16 protein-coding genes are annotated in these 16,481 nt (G+C 63.4%); 6 read left to right on the top strand and 10 right to left on the bottom strand.

Annotated elements, in window-relative coordinates:
- Positions 1-6: 6 nt before the first annotated feature.
- Both PNI01S_RS20205 and PNI01S_RS20200 read left to right on the top strand, forming a co-directional pair.
- The gene (locus tag PNI01S_RS20205; protein WP_024765294.1) at positions 7-414 is read left to right on the top strand and encodes a quorum-sensing-regulated virulence factor family protein; all 408 of its coding nucleotides are present in this window, start codon (positions 7-9) and stop codon (positions 412-414) included.
- 9 nt (positions 415-423) lie between these two features.
- Complete coding sequence (locus PNI01S_RS20200) at positions 424-639, top strand: DUF3820 family protein (RefSeq protein WP_024765295.1); 216 nt, start codon at positions 424-426, stop codon at positions 637-639.
- A gap of 40 nt (positions 640-679) precedes the next feature.
- Here PNI01S_RS20200 and PNI01S_RS20195 read toward each other — a convergent pair whose 3' ends face one another.
- Positions 680-3,085 (bottom strand): phosphoketolase family protein, encoded by a 2,406-nt coding sequence (locus tag PNI01S_RS20195; protein ID WP_084358883.1) that lies wholly within the window; start codon positions 3,083-3,085, stop codon positions 680-682.
- 125 nt (positions 3,086-3,210) lie between these two features.
- Between PNI01S_RS20195 and PNI01S_RS20190 the strand changes: the two genes are divergently transcribed.
- Together PNI01S_RS20190 and PNI01S_RS20185 are read left to right on the top strand one after the other, a co-directional pair.
- Entirely contained in the window at positions 3,211-4,632 is a 1,422-nt protein-coding gene (locus PNI01S_RS20190) for an MBL fold metallo-hydrolase RNA specificity domain-containing protein (RefSeq protein WP_024765297.1), read from the top strand.
- Between the two features lie 165 nt (positions 4,633-4,797).
- Positions 4,798-5,871, top strand: a complete 1,074-nt coding sequence (locus PNI01S_RS20185) for an LOG family protein (protein ID WP_024765298.1) — start codon at positions 4,798-4,800, stop codon at positions 5,869-5,871.
- A gap of 52 nt (positions 5,872-5,923) precedes the next feature.
- On the opposite strand, the gene recX is transcribed toward PNI01S_RS20185, so the two are convergent.
- The 3 genes from recX to PNI01S_RS20170 form a co-directional block, all read right to left on the bottom strand.
- Positions 5,924-6,388: a recombination regulator RecX gene (gene recX / locus PNI01S_RS20180; RefSeq protein WP_037016497.1), complete on the bottom strand. Its 465-nt coding sequence runs from the start codon at positions 6,386-6,388 to the stop codon at positions 5,924-5,926.
- Between the two features lie 5 nt (positions 6,389-6,393).
- Positions 6,394-7,449 carry a recombinase RecA gene (gene recA / locus PNI01S_RS20175; protein WP_038803401.1) on the bottom strand — a complete coding sequence of 352 codons (1,056 nt, stop codon included), beginning with the start codon at positions 7,447-7,449 and terminating at the stop codon, positions 6,394-6,396.
- A gap of 85 nt (positions 7,450-7,534) precedes the next feature.
- The gene (locus tag PNI01S_RS20170; RefSeq protein ID WP_024765300.1) at positions 7,535-8,047 is read right to left on the bottom strand and encodes a CinA family protein; all 513 of its coding nucleotides are present in this window, start codon (positions 8,045-8,047) and stop codon (positions 7,535-7,537) included.
- Between the two features lie 82 nt (positions 8,048-8,129).
- Between PNI01S_RS20170 and mutS the strand changes: the two genes are divergently transcribed.
- Positions 8,130-10,703 carry a DNA mismatch repair protein MutS gene (gene mutS, locus PNI01S_RS20165; protein ID WP_169891288.1) on the top strand — a complete coding sequence of 858 codons (2,574 nt, stop codon included), beginning with the start codon at positions 8,130-8,132 and terminating at the stop codon, positions 10,701-10,703.
- A 65-nt stretch (positions 10,704-10,768) separates the two neighbouring features.
- Positions 10,769-11,092 carry a ferredoxin FdxA gene (gene fdxA / locus PNI01S_RS20160; RefSeq protein WP_015476292.1) on the top strand — a complete coding sequence of 108 codons (324 nt, stop codon included), beginning with the start codon at positions 10,769-10,771 and terminating at the stop codon, positions 11,090-11,092.
- Positions 11,093-11,523: 431 nt separating this feature from the next.
- Here fdxA and rpoS read toward each other — a convergent pair whose 3' ends face one another.
- The 6 genes from rpoS to ispF all read right to left on the bottom strand — a co-directional run bounded on the left by rpoS (position 11,524) and on the right by ispF (position 16,481).
- Positions 11,524-12,528, bottom strand: coding sequence for an RNA polymerase sigma factor RpoS (rpoS, locus tag PNI01S_RS20155; RefSeq protein WP_038803400.1), 1,005 nt, complete (start codon positions 12,526-12,528; stop codon positions 11,524-11,526).
- Positions 12,529-12,623: 95 nt separating this feature from the next.
- Positions 12,624-13,472 (bottom strand): peptidoglycan DD-metalloendopeptidase family protein, encoded by an 849-nt coding sequence (locus tag PNI01S_RS20150; protein ID WP_065084298.1) that lies wholly within the window; start codon positions 13,470-13,472, stop codon positions 12,624-12,626.
- 73 nt (positions 13,473-13,545) lie between these two features.
- Positions 13,546-14,181 carry a protein-L-isoaspartate(D-aspartate) O-methyltransferase gene (locus PNI01S_RS20145; RefSeq protein ID WP_088418250.1) on the bottom strand — a complete coding sequence of 212 codons (636 nt, stop codon included), beginning with the start codon at positions 14,179-14,181 and terminating at the stop codon, positions 13,546-13,548.
- A gap of 25 nt (positions 14,182-14,206) precedes the next feature.
- On the bottom strand, positions 14,207-14,965 hold the full coding sequence (gene surE / locus PNI01S_RS20140) for a 5'/3'-nucleotidase SurE (protein WP_024766059.1): 759 nt from the start codon (positions 14,963-14,965) through the stop codon (positions 14,207-14,209).
- Entirely contained in the window at positions 14,953-16,011 is a 1,059-nt protein-coding gene (gene truD, locus PNI01S_RS20135) for a tRNA pseudouridine(13) synthase TruD (protein ID WP_024766060.1), read from the bottom strand. Before truD ends, surE begins: the two co-directional genes overlap by 13 nt.
- Complete coding sequence (ispF, locus tag PNI01S_RS20130; protein ID WP_024766061.1) at positions 16,008-16,481, bottom strand: 2-C-methyl-D-erythritol 2,4-cyclodiphosphate synthase; 474 nt, start codon at positions 16,479-16,481, stop codon at positions 16,008-16,010. Before ispF ends, truD begins: the two co-directional genes overlap by 4 nt.

Below are 16,481 nucleotides of genomic sequence, written 5' to 3'. Positions count from 1 at the left end.
ATGCCCATGCTGCGCCTCACCGCCCTCGCCCTCTGCCTCGTTCTTCCCGTCGCGCATGCCGCCTCGAAGAAGGACTTCGAACTGACCCAGACCCTGGAAAAGGTCGCCAAGGAAAGCAGCGAAGGCACCCCACGCGCGATCAACGAGGACATCCTCGACCAGGGCTACACCGTCGAGGGCCCGCAACTGATCAACCACCTGAGCGTGCGCGCCAGCCATGCCGAGCGCATGCGCGAAAACCCGGACAGCGTGCGCAGCCAGCTGGGCGACAGCGTCTGCAGTAATACCGCCTACCGCCAACTGCTGGCCGAGGGCGCGATCCTCACCTACAGCTTCACCGAGTACAAGACCAACGCCCCGGTCGCCACCGAGCGTTTCGACGCCGGCAGCTGCAAGATCAAGCTGAAGAAGTAAACCGCCTGCATGCTCGACAAGGAAATGTTGCTGAAGATCGCGCGCACGCCAATGCCCTTCGGCAAGTATCAGGGCCGCATGCTGGTGGACCTGCCGGACGAGTACCTGCTGTGGTTCCACAAGAAGGGCCAGTTCCCGGCCGGCGAACTGGGCCGATTGATGCAACTGACCTTGGAACTGAAGATCGACGGCCTCGACGGCCTGATCAAGCCACTCAAGCGCTGAACTCCGCGCAACCGCCGGATGGCGGTTGCGCCAGCGCCGATCAACGCAGGATGGCGGGGTTTTCCTTGGCGGCCACCGCTGCCGCCTCGTCCGGTGCGAGCAAGGCGCTGCGGGGGATGTCCAGCAGTCGTGCACAGGCCGCCAGTACATGGGCCCAGCTGCAACGGTTGGCGAACAGCATGCCCGCCTCGTCCAGCGTTCCACCCTGGTTACGGTACCCCAGGACCGCCGTCTTCAGCGCATCGGGCAGGATCGGCCAGAGGTGTCCACGCGCCACCTCCGGGCGCATGTGGGTGAGCAGCACGCGCCGCTCGTAGTGGTCGGGGAACAGACGCATGGCGATGGACTCGTCCGCCAGCGCTTGTAGCTCCCAATTGTCGCGCGGCGCGCGGAAGCGCCCCGGCTCCTGCAGATAAACCAATCGATAAGGATAGCCAGCCTCCTCCAGCCGCAAGGCAGCACGGCGCATCTCGGCCAACTGGTAACTGCCGTTGGCGATCAGCAGCAGCGGTTCGGCGCCGGGATGCTCGTCCAGCAGGATTGCGCCATCTCGCGCCAGCTGCTCGGCCTGAGCCTGGGTAAATACCGATGGCCGCTCGCGCTTGGGGGCCACGATGCAGGCCAACTGCCCGCGGCTGCGATAGATGTCCGGCAACAGCGCCAACAGGCTGTTGTGGTCGGCCGGGAAAACTACCCGCACCATGTCGTTCATCTCGCCCAGCAGCGCCTCGCAGAAGGTGGTGTCCTGGTGCGATTGCTGGTTTTTACCGTTCTCCCAGGTATGCGAGGTCGCCACCAGCGGCCAGCCGAGCCAGCCTGCCGGACGCCCTGCTTCCTTCTGCTGGCGGGCGAAGATCAGCGTCTGGCGCACCGCACCGAGCATCTTCACGCAGAAGGCTTCATAGCTGGCCACCAGGTTCAGCCCGCCCTGGTTGGCCAGGCAGGCGGAAACCACTGCCTCTTCGTTAAGCGCGGTGATAATCCGGCCATCCACGGCTTCCAGGTCGCTCTCCGGATCGCTCACCCGGTGCCGCAGCGCCTTGAGCACGCCGCCCAGGCGGTTGCTCGCCAGTTCGTCCGGATTGCCGACACGGGCGCGCAGGTCCGGGTTGGCGCCGCACAGGTCGACGTAGAAGCGATCCAGAGCGGCCATGGGGGAACATTCGTCACTGCGGTAATGCAGCGGGGGAATCGAAGGTTCGATGGGCCGACGCACGGCGATTGGGTTATCCCGTTCCAGTACTCGGCCGCTGCGTGAAGCGATGAAGAGCTGACAAGCCTCGGCAAGTTCATCGGGCTCGACCCAGAGCGGCGCCGCATGCTGGTTGAACAGGTCGCGCGCCTCGGCATCCTCGCTGGGATTGCCCGGTAGCGGCAGGTTGTGCGCGGCATTGCTGCCAGCGCCATAGAACCCATAGCCCTTGGTCGTTTCGGCGATGCCGTAAGGAATCGGTAAAGGGTAGCGAAGGATGCCGCGCTCCTTCTCATCGACGCGGTGCTGCAGCCGCTCTTCCATTTCCCACAGGGCACAGACGAAAGCTGCCGGGTCGCGGCCATCGAAGCTGATCGGATCGAATCCGCAGCGGCGCAGATGAAGCTTGAAGCCTTCCAGCCCTTCGTGGGTGCCCAGGTCGGTGCGCTGCTCGATACGCCGGCCATTGGCGATCATCACCGGCAAGGCCGTGCCACAGTCCTCGGCGCGCCACCAGCGGGGAATCCAGTCGCTACCGCGCTGCTCCTCGGCAGCGCCGTCGGAGAGGAAGGCCACCAGGGTCTCGCCCGGCAGCGGCATGTGCGCATACATCAACTCGGCGAAGCCGAGGTATCCACCTTCGGCAACCCCGCCGGCGGTGTGCGGATTGACGTGGCTGCCCAAAGGAGCGGCAACCTTGCCTTCCGGCGTCTGCGCATAGCTGTAGAAGTCCTGCACCAGCCGATCCAGACCAGCTTCGCCATTCCCGTAGGCTGCGGCCTGTTCCGGATGCAGGTTGCCGGTGAGCACGTTGAGCGCGTCGATCGCTGCCACGCAGTGCCCTTGCCCCATCAGCCAGCCGCGTGTCCTGCCGCTCAGGGCATTCAGGGCGAGGTAGCCCGCATAGGCTGGCACCATGTTCAGCGCGCCGCCGGTATGTCCTTCGGGCTGAGCCTTGAAATCTTCGGGCTGCAAGGGTGCGCCATCGAGGCGGACACGCCTGGCGTAGGTCATGTGCGCCACCAGCCAGAGGCCGGCGCAGGTCAGGCGATCCAGCGCGCCGAACAGCCGGTAGACGCTGGCCAGATCCGGCTGCCGGCCGTACTGGACCAATTGATGAGCCACACGAAAGACCGCCGCCTGGGTCTGCACGCTATGCTGAAGCGGACCACGGCCTTGCAGCCAGCGGGCATATTCCGGCTCGGCTGCCGCATGGGCGGCAAGCTCCTCGGGGCTTGGCAGGATCTGTGACATGTCGGCTCTCCCTTGGTTATGCCGGAAAGTCTAGGTCTCCAGAGATCGGACAGGCGCTGACATGCATCAACGACCGTCCCGACCATTCGAGCAAGGCTGAAAGAGAATTCCGACAAGGAGACGACATGGCGCTTCTCACCTTCATCGGCGCAATCCAGGAAGTCACCGGTTCCTGCTACCTCCTGGAAACCCGCGACGGCGTCCGCGTGCTGCTCGAATGCGGAATGCGCCAGGGGCGCAGCGGCAACAAGGGCACCCGCGACAACGAGGCGACCAACCGCACACCCTTCCCCTTCGATCCGCAGGAGCTCGACGCCGTCGTACTGTCCCACGCCCATCTGGATCACAGCGGGTTGCTGCCGCGCCTGGCAAAGGAAGGCTACAAGGGACCGATCTACGCCACCGAATCCTGCTGCGATCTGCTGGAACTGATGCTGATGGATTCGGCGCACATCCAAGAGAAGGATGCCGAGTGGGAAAACAAGTGGCGCACCCGCCTCGGCAAGCCCCCCGTCAAGCCGCTGTACACCGTCGAAGACGCTTCCCGCGCGCTGAACCAGCGCCGCCGCGTCAGCTATGGCAGCACGGTGGACGTAGCGCGCGGCATCCGCGTGACCTTCCATAACGCCGGGCACATCCTCGGCTCGGCCATCGTTGAACTGGAAATCCATGAGTTCGGCTCGACCCGCCGTCTGGTGTTCTCCGGGGACCTGGGCAGCACCTGCTCGCCCCTTATGCGCACACCCACGCCGCTATCCCGCGCCGACGTGGTGCTGCTGGAATCCACCTACGGCGACCGCGACCACCGCGATGCCAACGATACGCTACTGGAACTGGCCGGCATCCTCCAACGCGCGCAGAACGAGGGCGGCAACGTGTTGATCCCGTCCTTCGCCGTGGGCCGCACCCAGGACCTGATCTACTACCTCGGACGCTTCTACCAGGAGGGCCGCCTGCCGCAGCAGGTCGTCTATCTCGACAGCCCCATGGCCGCCCAGGCCAACAACATCTACCTGCAGCACATCGGCGAGATCGCCGACGTCGACCGCGAATACATGCGCGGCACCGGCACCGCCAAAGTCGGCGAGTGGCTGCCGATCCTGCGTACCACCCAGAGCGCGGATGAATCCATGTCGCTGAATCGCATCAAGAGCGGCGCCATCATCATCGCCGGCAGCGGCATGTGCACCGGTGGGCGCATCGTCCATCACCTCAAGCACAACCTCTGGCGCGAGGAATGCCACATTGTCTTCCCGGGCTTCCAGGCCAAGGGCACATTGGGACGCGCCATCGTCGACGGTGCCGAATCGGTGCGCATCCTGCGCCAGCGCATCAGCGTGAAAGCACAGATCCACACCCTTGGCGGGTTTTCCGCCCATGCGGGACAATCACAATTAATTCAGTGGGTTGGCCACTTCGAACACAAACCCGAGCTATACCTGATACATGGCGAGCGGGAAAAGATGGATGTACTCAAGGGTGCACTCCAGGATCGCCTGAACTGGACGGCCAACATTCCGGAGCCTGGAGACCGGATCGCCATCTGAGATCGAGGCCTCACCGACTGTCACACCCGCGTGCCAGACTGGGCTGGCCTACTGCTGAACCCTGTGCGTGCGGCGTAGCGCCAAGGCGTAACGACCAGAGCCACCTTGTGTGGCCGGCGCCCCCATGGACAGGCGATCAGGGGTTGATGAACAAGGAGTATCAACATGCCCTACGAGCCCGACGACTACCTCTCCAGACACTTCCAGACCAGCGGCACTGACCTTGCGCAGAAGATCGAGGAACTGGCCGCACTGGCCGCTCCCGGCGACAGCCAGAACCTGCCGCTGTACCGTGAGATGCTCACCACCGTCGCCCGCATGGCCCAGGCCGACCGCAACCGCTGGGACGCCAAGATCATGCTGCAGACCCTGCGCGAGATGGAGCACGCCTTCAGCACCCTGGAGCAGTTCAAACGTCGCCGCAAAGTTACCGTATTCGGCTCGGCGCGCACGCCGGCCGATCACCCCGTCTACGCCTTGGCCCGCGAGTTGGGCGAAACCCTGGCGCGCTACGACCTGATGGTCATCACCGGCGCAGGCGGCGGCATCATGGCCGCGGCCCACGAGGGAGCCGGACTGGAAAACAGCCTGGGCTTCAACATCACCCTGCCCTTCGAGCAGCACGCCAATCGCATCGTGGATGGCACCAGCAACCTGCTGTCGTTCCACTTCTTTTTCCTGCGCAAGCTGTTCTTCGTCAAGGAAGCCGACGCACTGGTGCTCTGCCCCGGCGGCTTCGGTACTCTCGACGAGGCGCTGGAAGTGCTGACCCTGATCCAGACCGGCAAGAGCCCGCTGGTGCCGGTTGTGCTGCTTGACCAACCGGGCGGGCATTACTGGGACCACGCCCTGGAATTCATCAAGGAGCAGCTCGAAGACAACGGCTACATCCTGCCCAGCGACATGAACCTGATGAGGCTAGTGCACTCAGCCGAGGAGGCCGCCGAGGAAATCGCCCAGTTCTACAGCAACTTCCACTCCAGCCGCTGGCTCAAGGATCGCTTCGTCATCCGCCTCAACCATCCGCTGAGCGTGCGCGCGTTGCAATTGCTGGAGCGCGAGTTTGGCAGCCTCTGCGTCACGGACGGCTTCCACCAGCAACCCTACAGCGAATCGGAACTGGATGAACCGGAGTTCTCCCACCTCACCCGTCTGGCCTTCGCTTTCAACGGCCGTGACCAGGGGCGACTGCGCGAGCTGCTGAACTTCATCAACCAGCCGGAGAACTGGGAACGCTGATTTCCTGGCTCCGAGAACAAACAAGGCACCCGCATGGGGTGCCTTGTTCATTTCAATCATCTGATCGTCGACCGCTCAGAAGCCGACTGATGGCTTCCATCGAGTAACCCCGATAACTCAGGAAACGCCCTTGCTGGGCTCGCTCGCGGGCATCCTGTGGCAGCCGGGCGAACTTGCGACGCCAGACTTCACGCAGGTTTTCGCTCCAATCGACGCCGCACAAGCGCAGCGCACCGTCGATCTCACCACGTGGCAAACCCCGCTGCGACAACTCCTCGCGAATCCGCACCGGGCCGTAACCTGCTCGCGCACGGCTGGCGATGTAGCTTTCCAGGTAACGGCTTTCATTGAGCAACCCCTCCTCGGCCAGACGGTCGAGGGCGGGGTCGATCAGGTCCTGCGTGGCGCCGCGTTGCCGCAGCTTGCGCGAGAGCTCTGCCCGGCCATGCTCGCGCCTTGCCAGCAGGTCCATGGCGACCCGTCGCACCGCGACGAGGTTATCGAGCTCGCTGGTCATCGCGATCAATAATCGGCTTCAGCTTCCGCTTCGGCCTCAGCCGCAGCGAGTTCGGCCTTGGTCGGCGCTGGCTGGTTGGTCAGCAGTTGTTCGCGGATGGCCTTGTCGAGGGTGTTGCAGATCTCGGCGTTGTCTTCCAGGAACTTGGCGGCGTTGGCCTTGCCTTGGCCGATCTTGCTGCCCTGGTAGCTGTACCAGGCGCCGGACTTCTCGATCAGGCCCAGCTGCACGCCCAGGTCGATGATTTCGCCGGTGCGGTAGATGCCGCGGCCGTACATGATCTGGAACTCGGCCTGACGGAACGGCGGGGCGACCTTGTTCTTCACGACCTTGACGCGGGTTTCACTACCGACCACCTCGTCGCCTTCCTTCACCGCGCCGGTCCGGCGGATGTCGAGACGAACGGAGGAGTAGAACTTCAGCGCGTTACCACCGGTGGTGGTTTCCGGGTTGCCGAACATCACACCGATCTTCATGCGGATCTGGTTGATGAAGATGACCAGGCAGTTGGCGTTCTTGATGTTGCCGGTGATCTTGCGCAGCGCCTGGGACATCAGGCGGGCCTGCAGGCCGACGTGTTGATCGCCCATCTCACCTTCGATTTCGGCCTTGGGCACCAGGGCCGCCACGGAGTCGACGATGATCACGTCAACGGCGTTGGAACGCACCAGCATGTCGGTGATTTCCAGCGCCTGTTCGCCGGTGTCCGGCTGGGATACCAGCAGGTCGTCGACGTTGACGCCCAGCTTGCCGGCGTAATCCGGGTCCAGCGCGTGCTCGGCGTCGACGAAGGCGCAGGTGGCGCCGGCTTTCTGGGCCTGGGCGATGACCGACAGGGTCAGGGTGGTCTTACCCGAGGATTCCGGACCGTAGATCTCGACGATACGGCCCTTCGGCAGACCGCCGATGCCCAGCGCAATGTCCAGACCCAGCGAGCCGGTGGAGATGGCGGGGATAGCCTGGCGCTCATGGTCGCCCATGCGCATGACCGCGCCTTTGCCGAATTGGCGTTCGATCTGTCCCAGGGCCGCGGCCAGGGCGCGCTTCTTGTTGTCGTCCATTGAAGTCCTCGCGAAGTCAGGCGGCCGGGCGGCCACGAACAACTGTATAAGTAGCCAGTATTATTCCACAGGGCAAGCCGCTCGCCTACCCCTGAATCGGATTTTCCCCGTCCGCCAGTCGCAATAGCCCTTCCAGAGCGGTCGCCACCGTCTGCCGGCGTACCGCTTCCCGATCACCGGCATATAGACGGCGTTCGCTGTACACCTTTTCACCTTTGCGCCAAGCCAGCCAGACAGTGCCTACCGGCTTCTCGGCAGAACCGCCATCCGGCCCGGCAATACCGCTCACCGCCACGGCGATATCCGCACCACTGCGAGGCAAGGCGCCAGCAACCATGGCCTCGACCACCTCTCGACTCACCGCACCGACCCTCGGAAACAGCTCGGCCGGCACGTCCAACTGACGGGTCTTCTGGGTATTGGAATAAGTGACGTAGCCCGCTTCGAACCAGGCGGAACTCCCGGAGACGCGCGTGATCGCCTCGGCGATGCCACCACCGGTGCAGGATTCGGCGGTGGTGACGCGTAATGTCTTGGCAGCCAATCGAGCGCCCAATCGGGCAGAGAGGTCTGTAATAAAGGAATCGGTAACGGACACAGTGCGCTCCGGGGTTAAAGAAGGCCAGGCGGATACCGTACACTAGACACTTTTGCATGTTGAAGCCGGACAGCCAGAAGCCATGAGTCAGAGCGACCTCTCCGCCCACACACCGATGATGCAGCAGTACTGGAAGCTGAAGAACCAGCACCCGGATCAACTGATGTTCTACCGTATGGGCGACTTCTACGAGCTGTTCTACGAGGACGCCAAGAAGGCCGCCAAGCTGCTGGACATCACTCTGACCGCGCGCGGACAGTCTGCCGGCAACTCCATCCCGATGGCGGGCATCCCGTTCCACTCCGCCGAGGGCTACCTGGCCAAGCTGGTGAAGCTCGGCGAATCAGTGGTGATCTGCGAGCAGATCGGCGACCCGGCCACCAGCAAGGGGCCGGTGGAGCGCCAGGTCGTACGTATTCTCACTCCCGGCACCGTCAGCGACGAAGCGCTGCTAGATGAGCGCCGGGACAACCTGATTGCTGCCGTGCTGGGTGATGAGCGCCTGTTCGGCCTGGCCGTGCTGGACATCACCAGCGGCCGGTTCAACGTCCAGGAAATCAAGGGCTGGGAAACCCTGCTCGCCGAACTGGAGCGCCTGAATCCCGCCGAGCTGCTGATCCCCGACGACTGGCCTCAGGGCCTGCCGGCGGAGAAACGCCGTGGCGCGCATCGCCGCGCGCCCTGGGACTTCGATCGCGACTCGGCGAAGAAGAGCCTGTGCCAGCAATTCGGCGTCCAGGATCTCAAGGGCTTCGGCTGCCAGGAACTGACTCTCGCCATCGGCGCCGCCGGCTGCCTGCTCGCTTACGCCAAGGAAACCCAGCGTACTGCCCTGCCACACCTGCGCAGCCTGCGTCACGAGCGCATCGACGATACCGTAATCCTCGATGGTGCCACGCGCCGCAACCTGGAACTGGACATCAACCTGGCTGGCGGCCGTGACAACACCCTGCAATCGGTGGTGGACCGCTGCCAGACCGCCATGGGCAGCCGCCTGCTGACCCGTTGGCTGAACCGTCCGCTGCGCGACCGCGCGGTGCTGGAAGCCCGCCAGGACTCGATCACCTGCCTGCTGGAGCGTTATCGCTTCGAAATCCTCCAGCCGCAGTTGAAGGAAATCGGCGACGTCGAACGTATCCTCGCCCGTATCGGCCTGCGCAATGCCCGACCGCGCGACCTCGCTCGTCTGCGCGACGCCCTCGCGGCCCTGCCTGAACTGCAGAACGGCATGACCGAGCTGGAATCCCCGCACCTGGGCGAGTTGGCCGCCAGCATCCGCACCTACCCCGAGCTGGCCGACCTGCTGGCCCGGGCGGTGATCGAAAACCCGCCTGCAGTGATCCGCGACGGCGGCGTCATCGCCCGCGGCTACGATGCCGAGCTGGATGAACTGCAGATGCTCAGCGAGAACGCAGGCCAGTACCTGATGGACCTGGAAACCCGCGAAAAAGCCCGCACCGGCCTGCCGAACCTGAAAGTCGGCTACAACCGCATCCACGGTTACTACATCGAACTGCCGCGCGTGCAGGCCGAACAGGCCCCCGCCGATTATATTCGCCGCCAGACCCTGAAAGGCGCCGAGCGCTTCATCACCCCGGAACTGAAGGCTTTCGAAGACAAGGCGCTATCGGCCCAGAGCCGCGCCCTGGCCCGCGAGAAGCAGCTTTACGAGGAACTGCTGGAACTGCTGATCGGCCAATTGGCGCCGCTGCAGGACACCGCCGCTGCCCTGGCCGAACTGGATGTGCTGTCCAACCTCGCCGAGCGCGCGCTGAACCTCGATCTGAACCGCCCGCGCTTTGTCGAGGAATCCGGCATTCTCATCGAGCAAGGCCGCCACCCCGTGGTCGAGCAGGTACTGGATACGCCGTTCGTCGCCAACGACCTGAACCTCGATGAAGACACTCGCATGCTGGTGATAACCGGCCCGAACATGGGCGGTAAATCGACCTATATGCGGCAAACAGCGCTTATCGTGCTGCTAGCGCACATAGGTAGTTTTGTGCCGGCGGCGCGCTGCGAACTGTCGCTGGTGGACCGGATCTTCACCCGTATCGGCTCTTCCGACGACCTCGCTGGCGGTCGCTCCACCTTCATGGTGGAAATGAGCGAAACCGCGAACATCCTCCACAACGCCAGCGACCGCAGCTTGGTGCTGATGGACGAAGTGGGCCGCGGCACCAGCACCTTCGACGGCCTGTCGCTGGCCTGGTCCGCGGCTGAACACCTGGCGAAACTGCGAGCTTTCACCCTGTTCGCCACCCACTATTTCGAGCTGACCGTGCTGCCGGAAAACGAACCGGCGGTGGCGAACGTGCACCTCAACGCCACCGAACACAACGAACGCATCGTCTTCCTGCACCACGTGCTGCCTGGTCCGGCAAGTCAGAGTTACGGCCTGGCGGTGGCGCAATTGGCTGGCGTGCCGGGTGCGGTCATTCAGCGCGCCCGTGAACACTTGGCGCGCCTGGAAACCACCAGCCTGCCCCACGAAGCACCACGCTCGAGCGACCCGAAAAGCCCGGCGCCGCTGCAAAGCGATCTGTTCGCCAGCCTGCCGCACCCGATCGTTGAAGAGCTGATGCGTGTCAGCCCCGACGACCTGACACCACGTCAAGCTCTCGAATTGTTATATGCATGGAAGACGCGAGTCTGACGAACCGCTGGACAAGCTGCTAGAATCGCGCGCGCTTAGCCGCCCGCCTGAGGAGAAAATTAGAAATGACCTTCGTCGTCACCGACAACTGCATCAAGTGCAAATACACCGACTGCGTGGAAGTATGCCCGGTGGACTGCTTCTACGAAGGCCCGAACTTCCTGGTCATCCACCCGGATGAGTGCATTGACTGCGCCCTGTGCGAACCGGAATGTCCGGCACAGGCGATCTTCTCCGAGGACGAGGTCCCGGATGGCATGCAGGAGTTCATCGAGCTGAACAAGGATCTGGCCGATGTATGGCCGAATATCACCGAGAAGAAGGATTCCCTGCCGGACGCCGAAGAGTGGGACGGCAAGCCGAACAAGATGCAGTACCTGGAGCGCTGATCCGCGCTGCCAACCAAAACACGAAAGGCCCGCTCAGTGCGGGCCTTTCTATATCCGGACATCACTTTCTTGCAGGCAAAAAAAGGGGCGGGATAACCCGCCCACTCTTTCTTCCTTTTTTCATCATCCTGATGAACCGCTTCCCGCGGTGCTCCTGACCGACATCCTTACCGGTCTGCGCCTTTCCGTGTACGCAGGAGTGATATTACCCGCCTGCCGGAACTCAGCAACTGGGGCACTTCCGCGCACCCAGCCGGTCTCGCAGCCGGGATAAAAATAAAATCCTTTAAAAACAATAATATAAGAAAAATAGAAGTCACAGCTGGCGACTCTTCAAGCTGAACACTCACACGCTATGTAAGCGAATGCTTACATCAGAGCGCATAAAAAAGCCCGGATTCATCCGGGCTTCTTCATTGTCGACTTAGCAGCTACTGGAACAGCGCGTCGCTCGACAGGCCGTTTTTCTCGAGGATCTCGCGCAGACGCTTGAGGGCCTCAACCTGGATCTGCCGAACTCGCTCGCGGGTCAGGCCGATTTCCTGGCCAACCTCCTCAAGGGTGCTGCTTTCATGGCCGCGCAGGCCAAAGCGACGAATCACCACCTCGCGCTGCTTATCGGTCAGCTCCGACAACCACTGATCGATGCTCTCGCTGAGATCGTCGTCCTGCAGTAACTCACAGGGGTCGGTTGGACGATCATCGGTCAGGGTATCGAGCAGCGTCTTATCCGAGTCAGGGCCGAGAGAGACGTCCACCGAAGTGACGCGCTCGTTCAGACCGAGCATCCGCTTGACCTCTTCCACCGGCTTCTCGAGCAGGTTGGCGATTTCCTCGGGCGACGGCTCGTGGTCCAGTTTGTGGGTCAGCTCGCGAGCGGCCCGCAAGTAAACGTTGAGCTCCTTCACCACGTGAATCGGCAATCGAATGGTGCGGGTCTGGTTCATGATGGCCCGCTCGATGGTCTGACGAATCCACCAGGTCGCGTAGGTGGAGAAACGGAAGCCGCGCTCCGGGTCGAATTTCTCCACCGCGCGGATCAGCCCAAGGTTGCCCTCTTCGATCAGGTCGAGCAGGGAAAGGCCGCGATTGACGTACCGTCGCGCGATCTTCACCACCAGACGCAGGTTGCTTTCGATCATCCGTCGCCGGCCGGCCGGGTCGCCCTTCTGCGCGAGTCGCGCAAAGTGGACTTCCTCTTCCGGGGTCAGAAGCGGCGAGAAACCGATTTCATTCAGATACAACTGGGTCGCGTCGAGCGCGCGGCTGTAATCGATGTGCTTGTGTTGCTTGAGAGAGGAGAGTGAGGTGGCTTTAGGAGTGACTCGAAGCGATACCTGCTCTTCGGCAAATGATTCTTCGAGGATGATGCCAGGCTCCAGGAGGAGCACTTCATCATCGACGTCAAACTCCGGCCCTTCTTTTTTAAGTGCCATGTCGTTATCCCTTGCTGAGTTCGACAACAAGTCCCGGTGCGACCTTATCCTTAGGACACCGAGGCCCGCTCACCCACGCAGGGGAACAGCTACCGTCAACGACTTGGCAAGTATTGCAGCGGATCTACAGGCTTACCCTGGCGGCGAATCTCGAAGTGCAGCTTCACCCGGTCAGTCCCTGTGGAGCCCATCTCGGCAATGTTCTGCCCGACTTTGACCTGTTGCCCTTCCCGCACCAGCAACCTACGGTTGTGACCGTAGGCGCTTACGTAGGTATCGCTGTGCTTGATGATCACGAGTTCGCCGTAGCCCCGCAAACCACTACCGGCGTACACCACCGTGCCATTAGACGCAGCCAGGACAGGCTGGCCCAATTGCCCGGCTATATCAATCCCTTTATTCAAACTGCCGTTTGATGCAAAACGCCCAATAAGCGTGCCATTGGTTGGCCAGATCCAGCCTCCGGGGGCCCCCGCTGCTACCGCCGGAGTTCCGCCGCTAGCGGTCGGTTGTGCTGGTGCGGTGACGGCGGGCGTGGTCGGTTTGCTGGCGGTCGCCGGGGTAGATGTCGGTTTGTTGACAACAACTGGCGCGACAGGCGTAGCACCTTTGGCGACAGACGGCGCAGCCGTCGATCCGCCGTCAAAGCGAATGGCCTGGCCTGGGCGAATGGTATAGGGCGCGGAGATGTTGTTGCGCGCAGCCAGGGCTTTCCAGTCCCAGCCATAGCGGAAGGCGATGGAGTACAACGTGTCACCGGGGCGCACCACATATTGGCCACTGGTAACAGCCGGCTTCTGCTGGGCGTTGCGGTCCACCACGGTTGTGGTACTGCGCGAAGTCGAAGAACAGGCCGCCAGCAGAGAGCAGACGGCAATGGCCACCACAGCGTGGCCCAGGCCCTTGATCCAGTTCCGTTGACACAGGGTCGCTGTCAAGCTCACCCATCCCCCTTATCCATGAATTGACGTCCAGCCTCACTGGCCGGCAGTAACCGCAGCCTTGACCGGCCTGCTCTCAGCCTAGCGGACCGTTGAGCAGCGGGACAAAGCGGACGGAGTCCAGCACCTGCCGCTGGAAGCCATCCTCGGTGCGGACGATCAGCATCAGTTGCTGCACCTCGCCACCGCCTACCGGAATCACCAGCCGCCCCCCGGGCGCCAGCTGGTCCAGCAATGCCTGCGGGACCTCGGCCGCAGCTGCGGTGACGATGATGCCGTTGTAAGGCGCCAGGGCGGGCCAACCTTCCCAGCCATCGCCCCAACGAAAGACAACATTTCTCAGGTTTAGCTCCGCAAGTCGCTCCTTGGCGCGGTCCTGCAGGGCCTGGATGCGCTCGACGGAGAATACCCGCTCCACCAGTTGCGACAGCACGGCGGTCTGGTACCCGGAGCCGGTGCCGATCTCCAGGACCTTGTCCAACGGACCAGCAGCCAGCAGCAACTCGGTCATCCGCGCCACCATGAAGGGCTGCGAAATGGTCTGGTTGTGCCCGATGGGCAGCGCGGTATCTTCGTAGGCGCGGTGCGACAGCGCTTCATCGACGAACAGATGGCGCGGGGTACGGCGGATTACTTCCAGCACGTGGGCGTTGGACAGCCCCTCTTCGTACAAACGCTGGATCAGCCGCTCACGGGTACGCTGGGAGGTCATGCCGATGCCGCCGCGGCGGGACAATTCATTGGCCATGGTCGAGCCCTCCGAGCCAGTCGCCAAGGACATTGAACGCCTCCCGGAAGGTCCGGTCCATCTGCAGTGGCGTAATCGACACGTACCCCTGCATGACGGCATGGAAATCGGTGCCCTCGCCGCCGTCTTCGGCGTCGCCGGCGGCGGCAATCCAGTAGCCTTCCTTGCCGCGCGGGTTGACCACCTTGACCGGCGGCTTGGCGCGAGCACGATGCCCCAGGCGAGTCAGCTGGATGCCCTTGATGCGCTCCAGCGGCAGGTTGGGGATATTCACGTTGAGCACGGTACGCGGCGGCAGATCGAGCTTCTCGTGGGACTCCACCAGCAGGCGGGCGAAATGCATCGCGGCCGGCAGGTTGTCCGTCAAGCGCGAACACAGCGAGAAGGCGAAGGCCGGCCGGGACAGGAAACGCCCTTCCAGGGCTGCGGCCACGGTACCCGAGTAGAGCACGTCATCGCCCAGGTTGGCGCCGAGATTGATACCCGAGACGACCATCTCCGGCACTTCTTCGAGCAGACCGTTGAGGCCCAGGTGCACGCAGTCGGTCGGAGTGCCGTTGAGGCTGATGAAACCATTGCCCAGGCGATGGGGATGCAGCGGCCGATCCAGCGTCAGCGAACTACTCGCTCCGCTACGATCGGCTTCCGGGGCGATCACGATGCAGTCCGCATAATCGGACAGCGCGTCGTGAAGCGCGGCGATACCGGGTGCAGTGACCCCGTCGTCGTTGGCAATCAATATGCGCATGGGCTTTCCGTCTGCCCTGCCGGCACGAGGTCGATCAGCTCGCGCACTACCACGGTGGCGAAGCAGCCAGCCGGCAGGACGAATTCCAGTTGCAGAATGTCAGGGGCGGGATAATGCCATGTAAGGCCCGGGATGGGGAGGCGCAGAATGCGCCGTTCGTGCGCCATGTCCGCACTGGCGAGCCACTGGCAAAGCGCCATCTCCGCTTGCTGCACGCTGCGTTCGATATCTCCCGGCCGGTTCGCCGCGGGTGAATCACCCTCGCCCCACATGGGGCCGGTGGGGTGCAGGTCGAGTGCGGCGAGACGCGGGTCGGAGCATTCCGCTTCGCCGGCGGGGAAGAAGCTGCGGCTGTCGGTGAACGCCAACAGGTCGCCGACCAGCGCCTGGTTCCAGGTGCCTTCGGCCACCCGGCGAGCCAGCACCTGGTTGAAGACATAGCTGCGCGCTGCCGAGAGCAGGCGCGAGCGCATGTTGCGATGCTCCGGCAGCTTGCCGCGCTCGGCGAAGCCACGAGCATCGAAGACGTTGCCGCCACCATGGCCGAAGCGCTGGGTGCCGAAGTAGTTCGGTACGCCCTGGGCCACGATGGCCTTCAGGCGCGCTTCGAGCTGCTCGCGCTGTGCCTGCAGCTCGGTCAGGCGCAAGGTGAAGCCGTTGGCCGAATGTGCACCGCGCTGCAGTTTGCGGCGATGGCGATTGCGCTCGAGGATTCGCAGAGTGTCGTCCTCGGCGGCAGTCAGGTCCGGATCGGACTTCCCCGGCAAGTGCAGACTGAACCACTGGCGGGTCAGCGCCTGGCGGTCCTTGAGACCGGCATAGCTGATCATCTTCACCGGGACGCCCGCGGCACGGGCGAGACGGCGCGCCGCTTCCTCGGTGTTCAGGCCGCGTTTCTCCACCCACAGCCACAGATGCTCGCCATCGCCGGAGAGCGGGATATCCAGCACTTCGTCGACCTGGAAGTCTTCGGCCACCGCCTTGAGCACAGCCTGCCCGCAAGCTTCGCCATGGGCGCGCGGGCCCAGCAGTTCCAACTCGGTCATGCGCGCCCCAGCAAAGCGACGGCGTGGACCGCGATGCCCTCTTCGCGCCCGGTGAAGCCAAGTTTCTCGGTGGTGGTGGCCTTGACGTTGACCTGGTCCAGTTCGACCTTCAGGTCGGCGGCGATGGTCTCGCGCATGTTCTGGATGTGCGGCGCCATCTTCGGCGCCTGGGCGATGATGGTGGTGTCGACGTTTTCCACCTTCCAGCCCTTGGCTTCCACGAGGCTCAGCACGTGGCGCAACAGTGCGCGACTGTCGGCCCCCTTGAACTGCGGGTCGGTATCAGGGAAGTGCTTGCCGATATCGCCCAGCGCGCAGGCGCCCAGCAAGGCATCGGAAAGCGCGTGCAACAGCACGTCGCCGTCGGAGTGGGCAACGAGCCCGAACTTGTGGGGAATACGCACGCCGCCAAGGGTGATGAAGTCTCCCTCGCCGAAGCGGTGCACGTCGTAGCCATGTCCGATACGCAT

The sequence above is a fragment of the Pseudomonas nitroreducens NBRC 12694 genome (assembly GCF_002091755.1).
Taxonomy (GTDB): domain Bacteria; phylum Pseudomonadota; class Gammaproteobacteria; order Pseudomonadales; family Pseudomonadaceae; genus Pseudomonas; species Pseudomonas nitroreducens.
Note: the sequence above shows the minus strand (reverse complement) of the source record. Positions and strands in the feature narration are given on the sequence as shown.

Bases quoted from the DNA above. Each gene is read 5' to 3' on its own strand.
- ispF (WP_024766061.1), bottom strand. From the start codon at position 16,481: ATGCGTATCGGACATGGCTACGACGTGCACCGCTTCGGCGAGGGAGAC.
- PNI01S_RS20190 (WP_024765297.1), top strand. From the start codon at position 3,211: ATGGCGCTTCTCACCTTCATCGGCGCAATCCAGGAAGTCACCGGTTCC.
- truD (WP_024766060.1), bottom strand. From the start codon at position 16,011: ATGACCGAGTTGGAACTGCTGGGCCCGCGCGCCCATGGCGAAGCTTGC.
- PNI01S_RS20195 (WP_084358883.1), bottom strand. From the start codon at position 3,085: ATGTCACAGATCCTGCCAAGCCCCGAGGAGCTTGCCGCCCATGCGGCA.
- rpoS (WP_038803400.1), bottom strand. From the start codon at position 12,528: ATGGCACTTAAAAAAGAAGGGCCGGAGTTTGACGTCGATGATGAAGTG.
- fdxA (WP_015476292.1), top strand. From the start codon at position 10,769: ATGACCTTCGTCGTCACCGACAACTGCATCAAGTGCAAATACACCGAC.
- PNI01S_RS20185 (WP_024765298.1), top strand. From the start codon at position 4,798: ATGCCCTACGAGCCCGACGACTACCTCTCCAGACACTTCCAGACCAGC.
- recX (WP_037016497.1), bottom strand. From the start codon at position 6,388: ATGACCAGCGAGCTCGATAACCTCGTCGCGGTGCGACGGGTCGCCATG.
- surE (WP_024766059.1), bottom strand. From the start codon at position 14,965: ATGCGCATATTGATTGCCAACGACGACGGGGTCACTGCACCCGGTATC.
- mutS (WP_169891288.1), top strand. From the start codon at position 8,130: ATGAGTCAGAGCGACCTCTCCGCCCACACACCGATGATGCAGCAGTAC.
- PNI01S_RS20200 (WP_024765295.1), top strand. From the start codon at position 424: ATGCTCGACAAGGAAATGTTGCTGAAGATCGCGCGCACGCCAATGCCC.
- PNI01S_RS20205 (WP_024765294.1), top strand. From the start codon at position 7: ATGCTGCGCCTCACCGCCCTCGCCCTCTGCCTCGTTCTTCCCGTCGCG.
- PNI01S_RS20145 (WP_088418250.1), bottom strand. From the start codon at position 14,181: ATGACCTCCCAGCGTACCCGTGAGCGGCTGATCCAGCGTTTGTACGAA.
- recA (WP_038803401.1), bottom strand. From the start codon at position 7,449: ATGGACGACAACAAGAAGCGCGCCCTGGCCGCGGCCCTGGGACAGATC.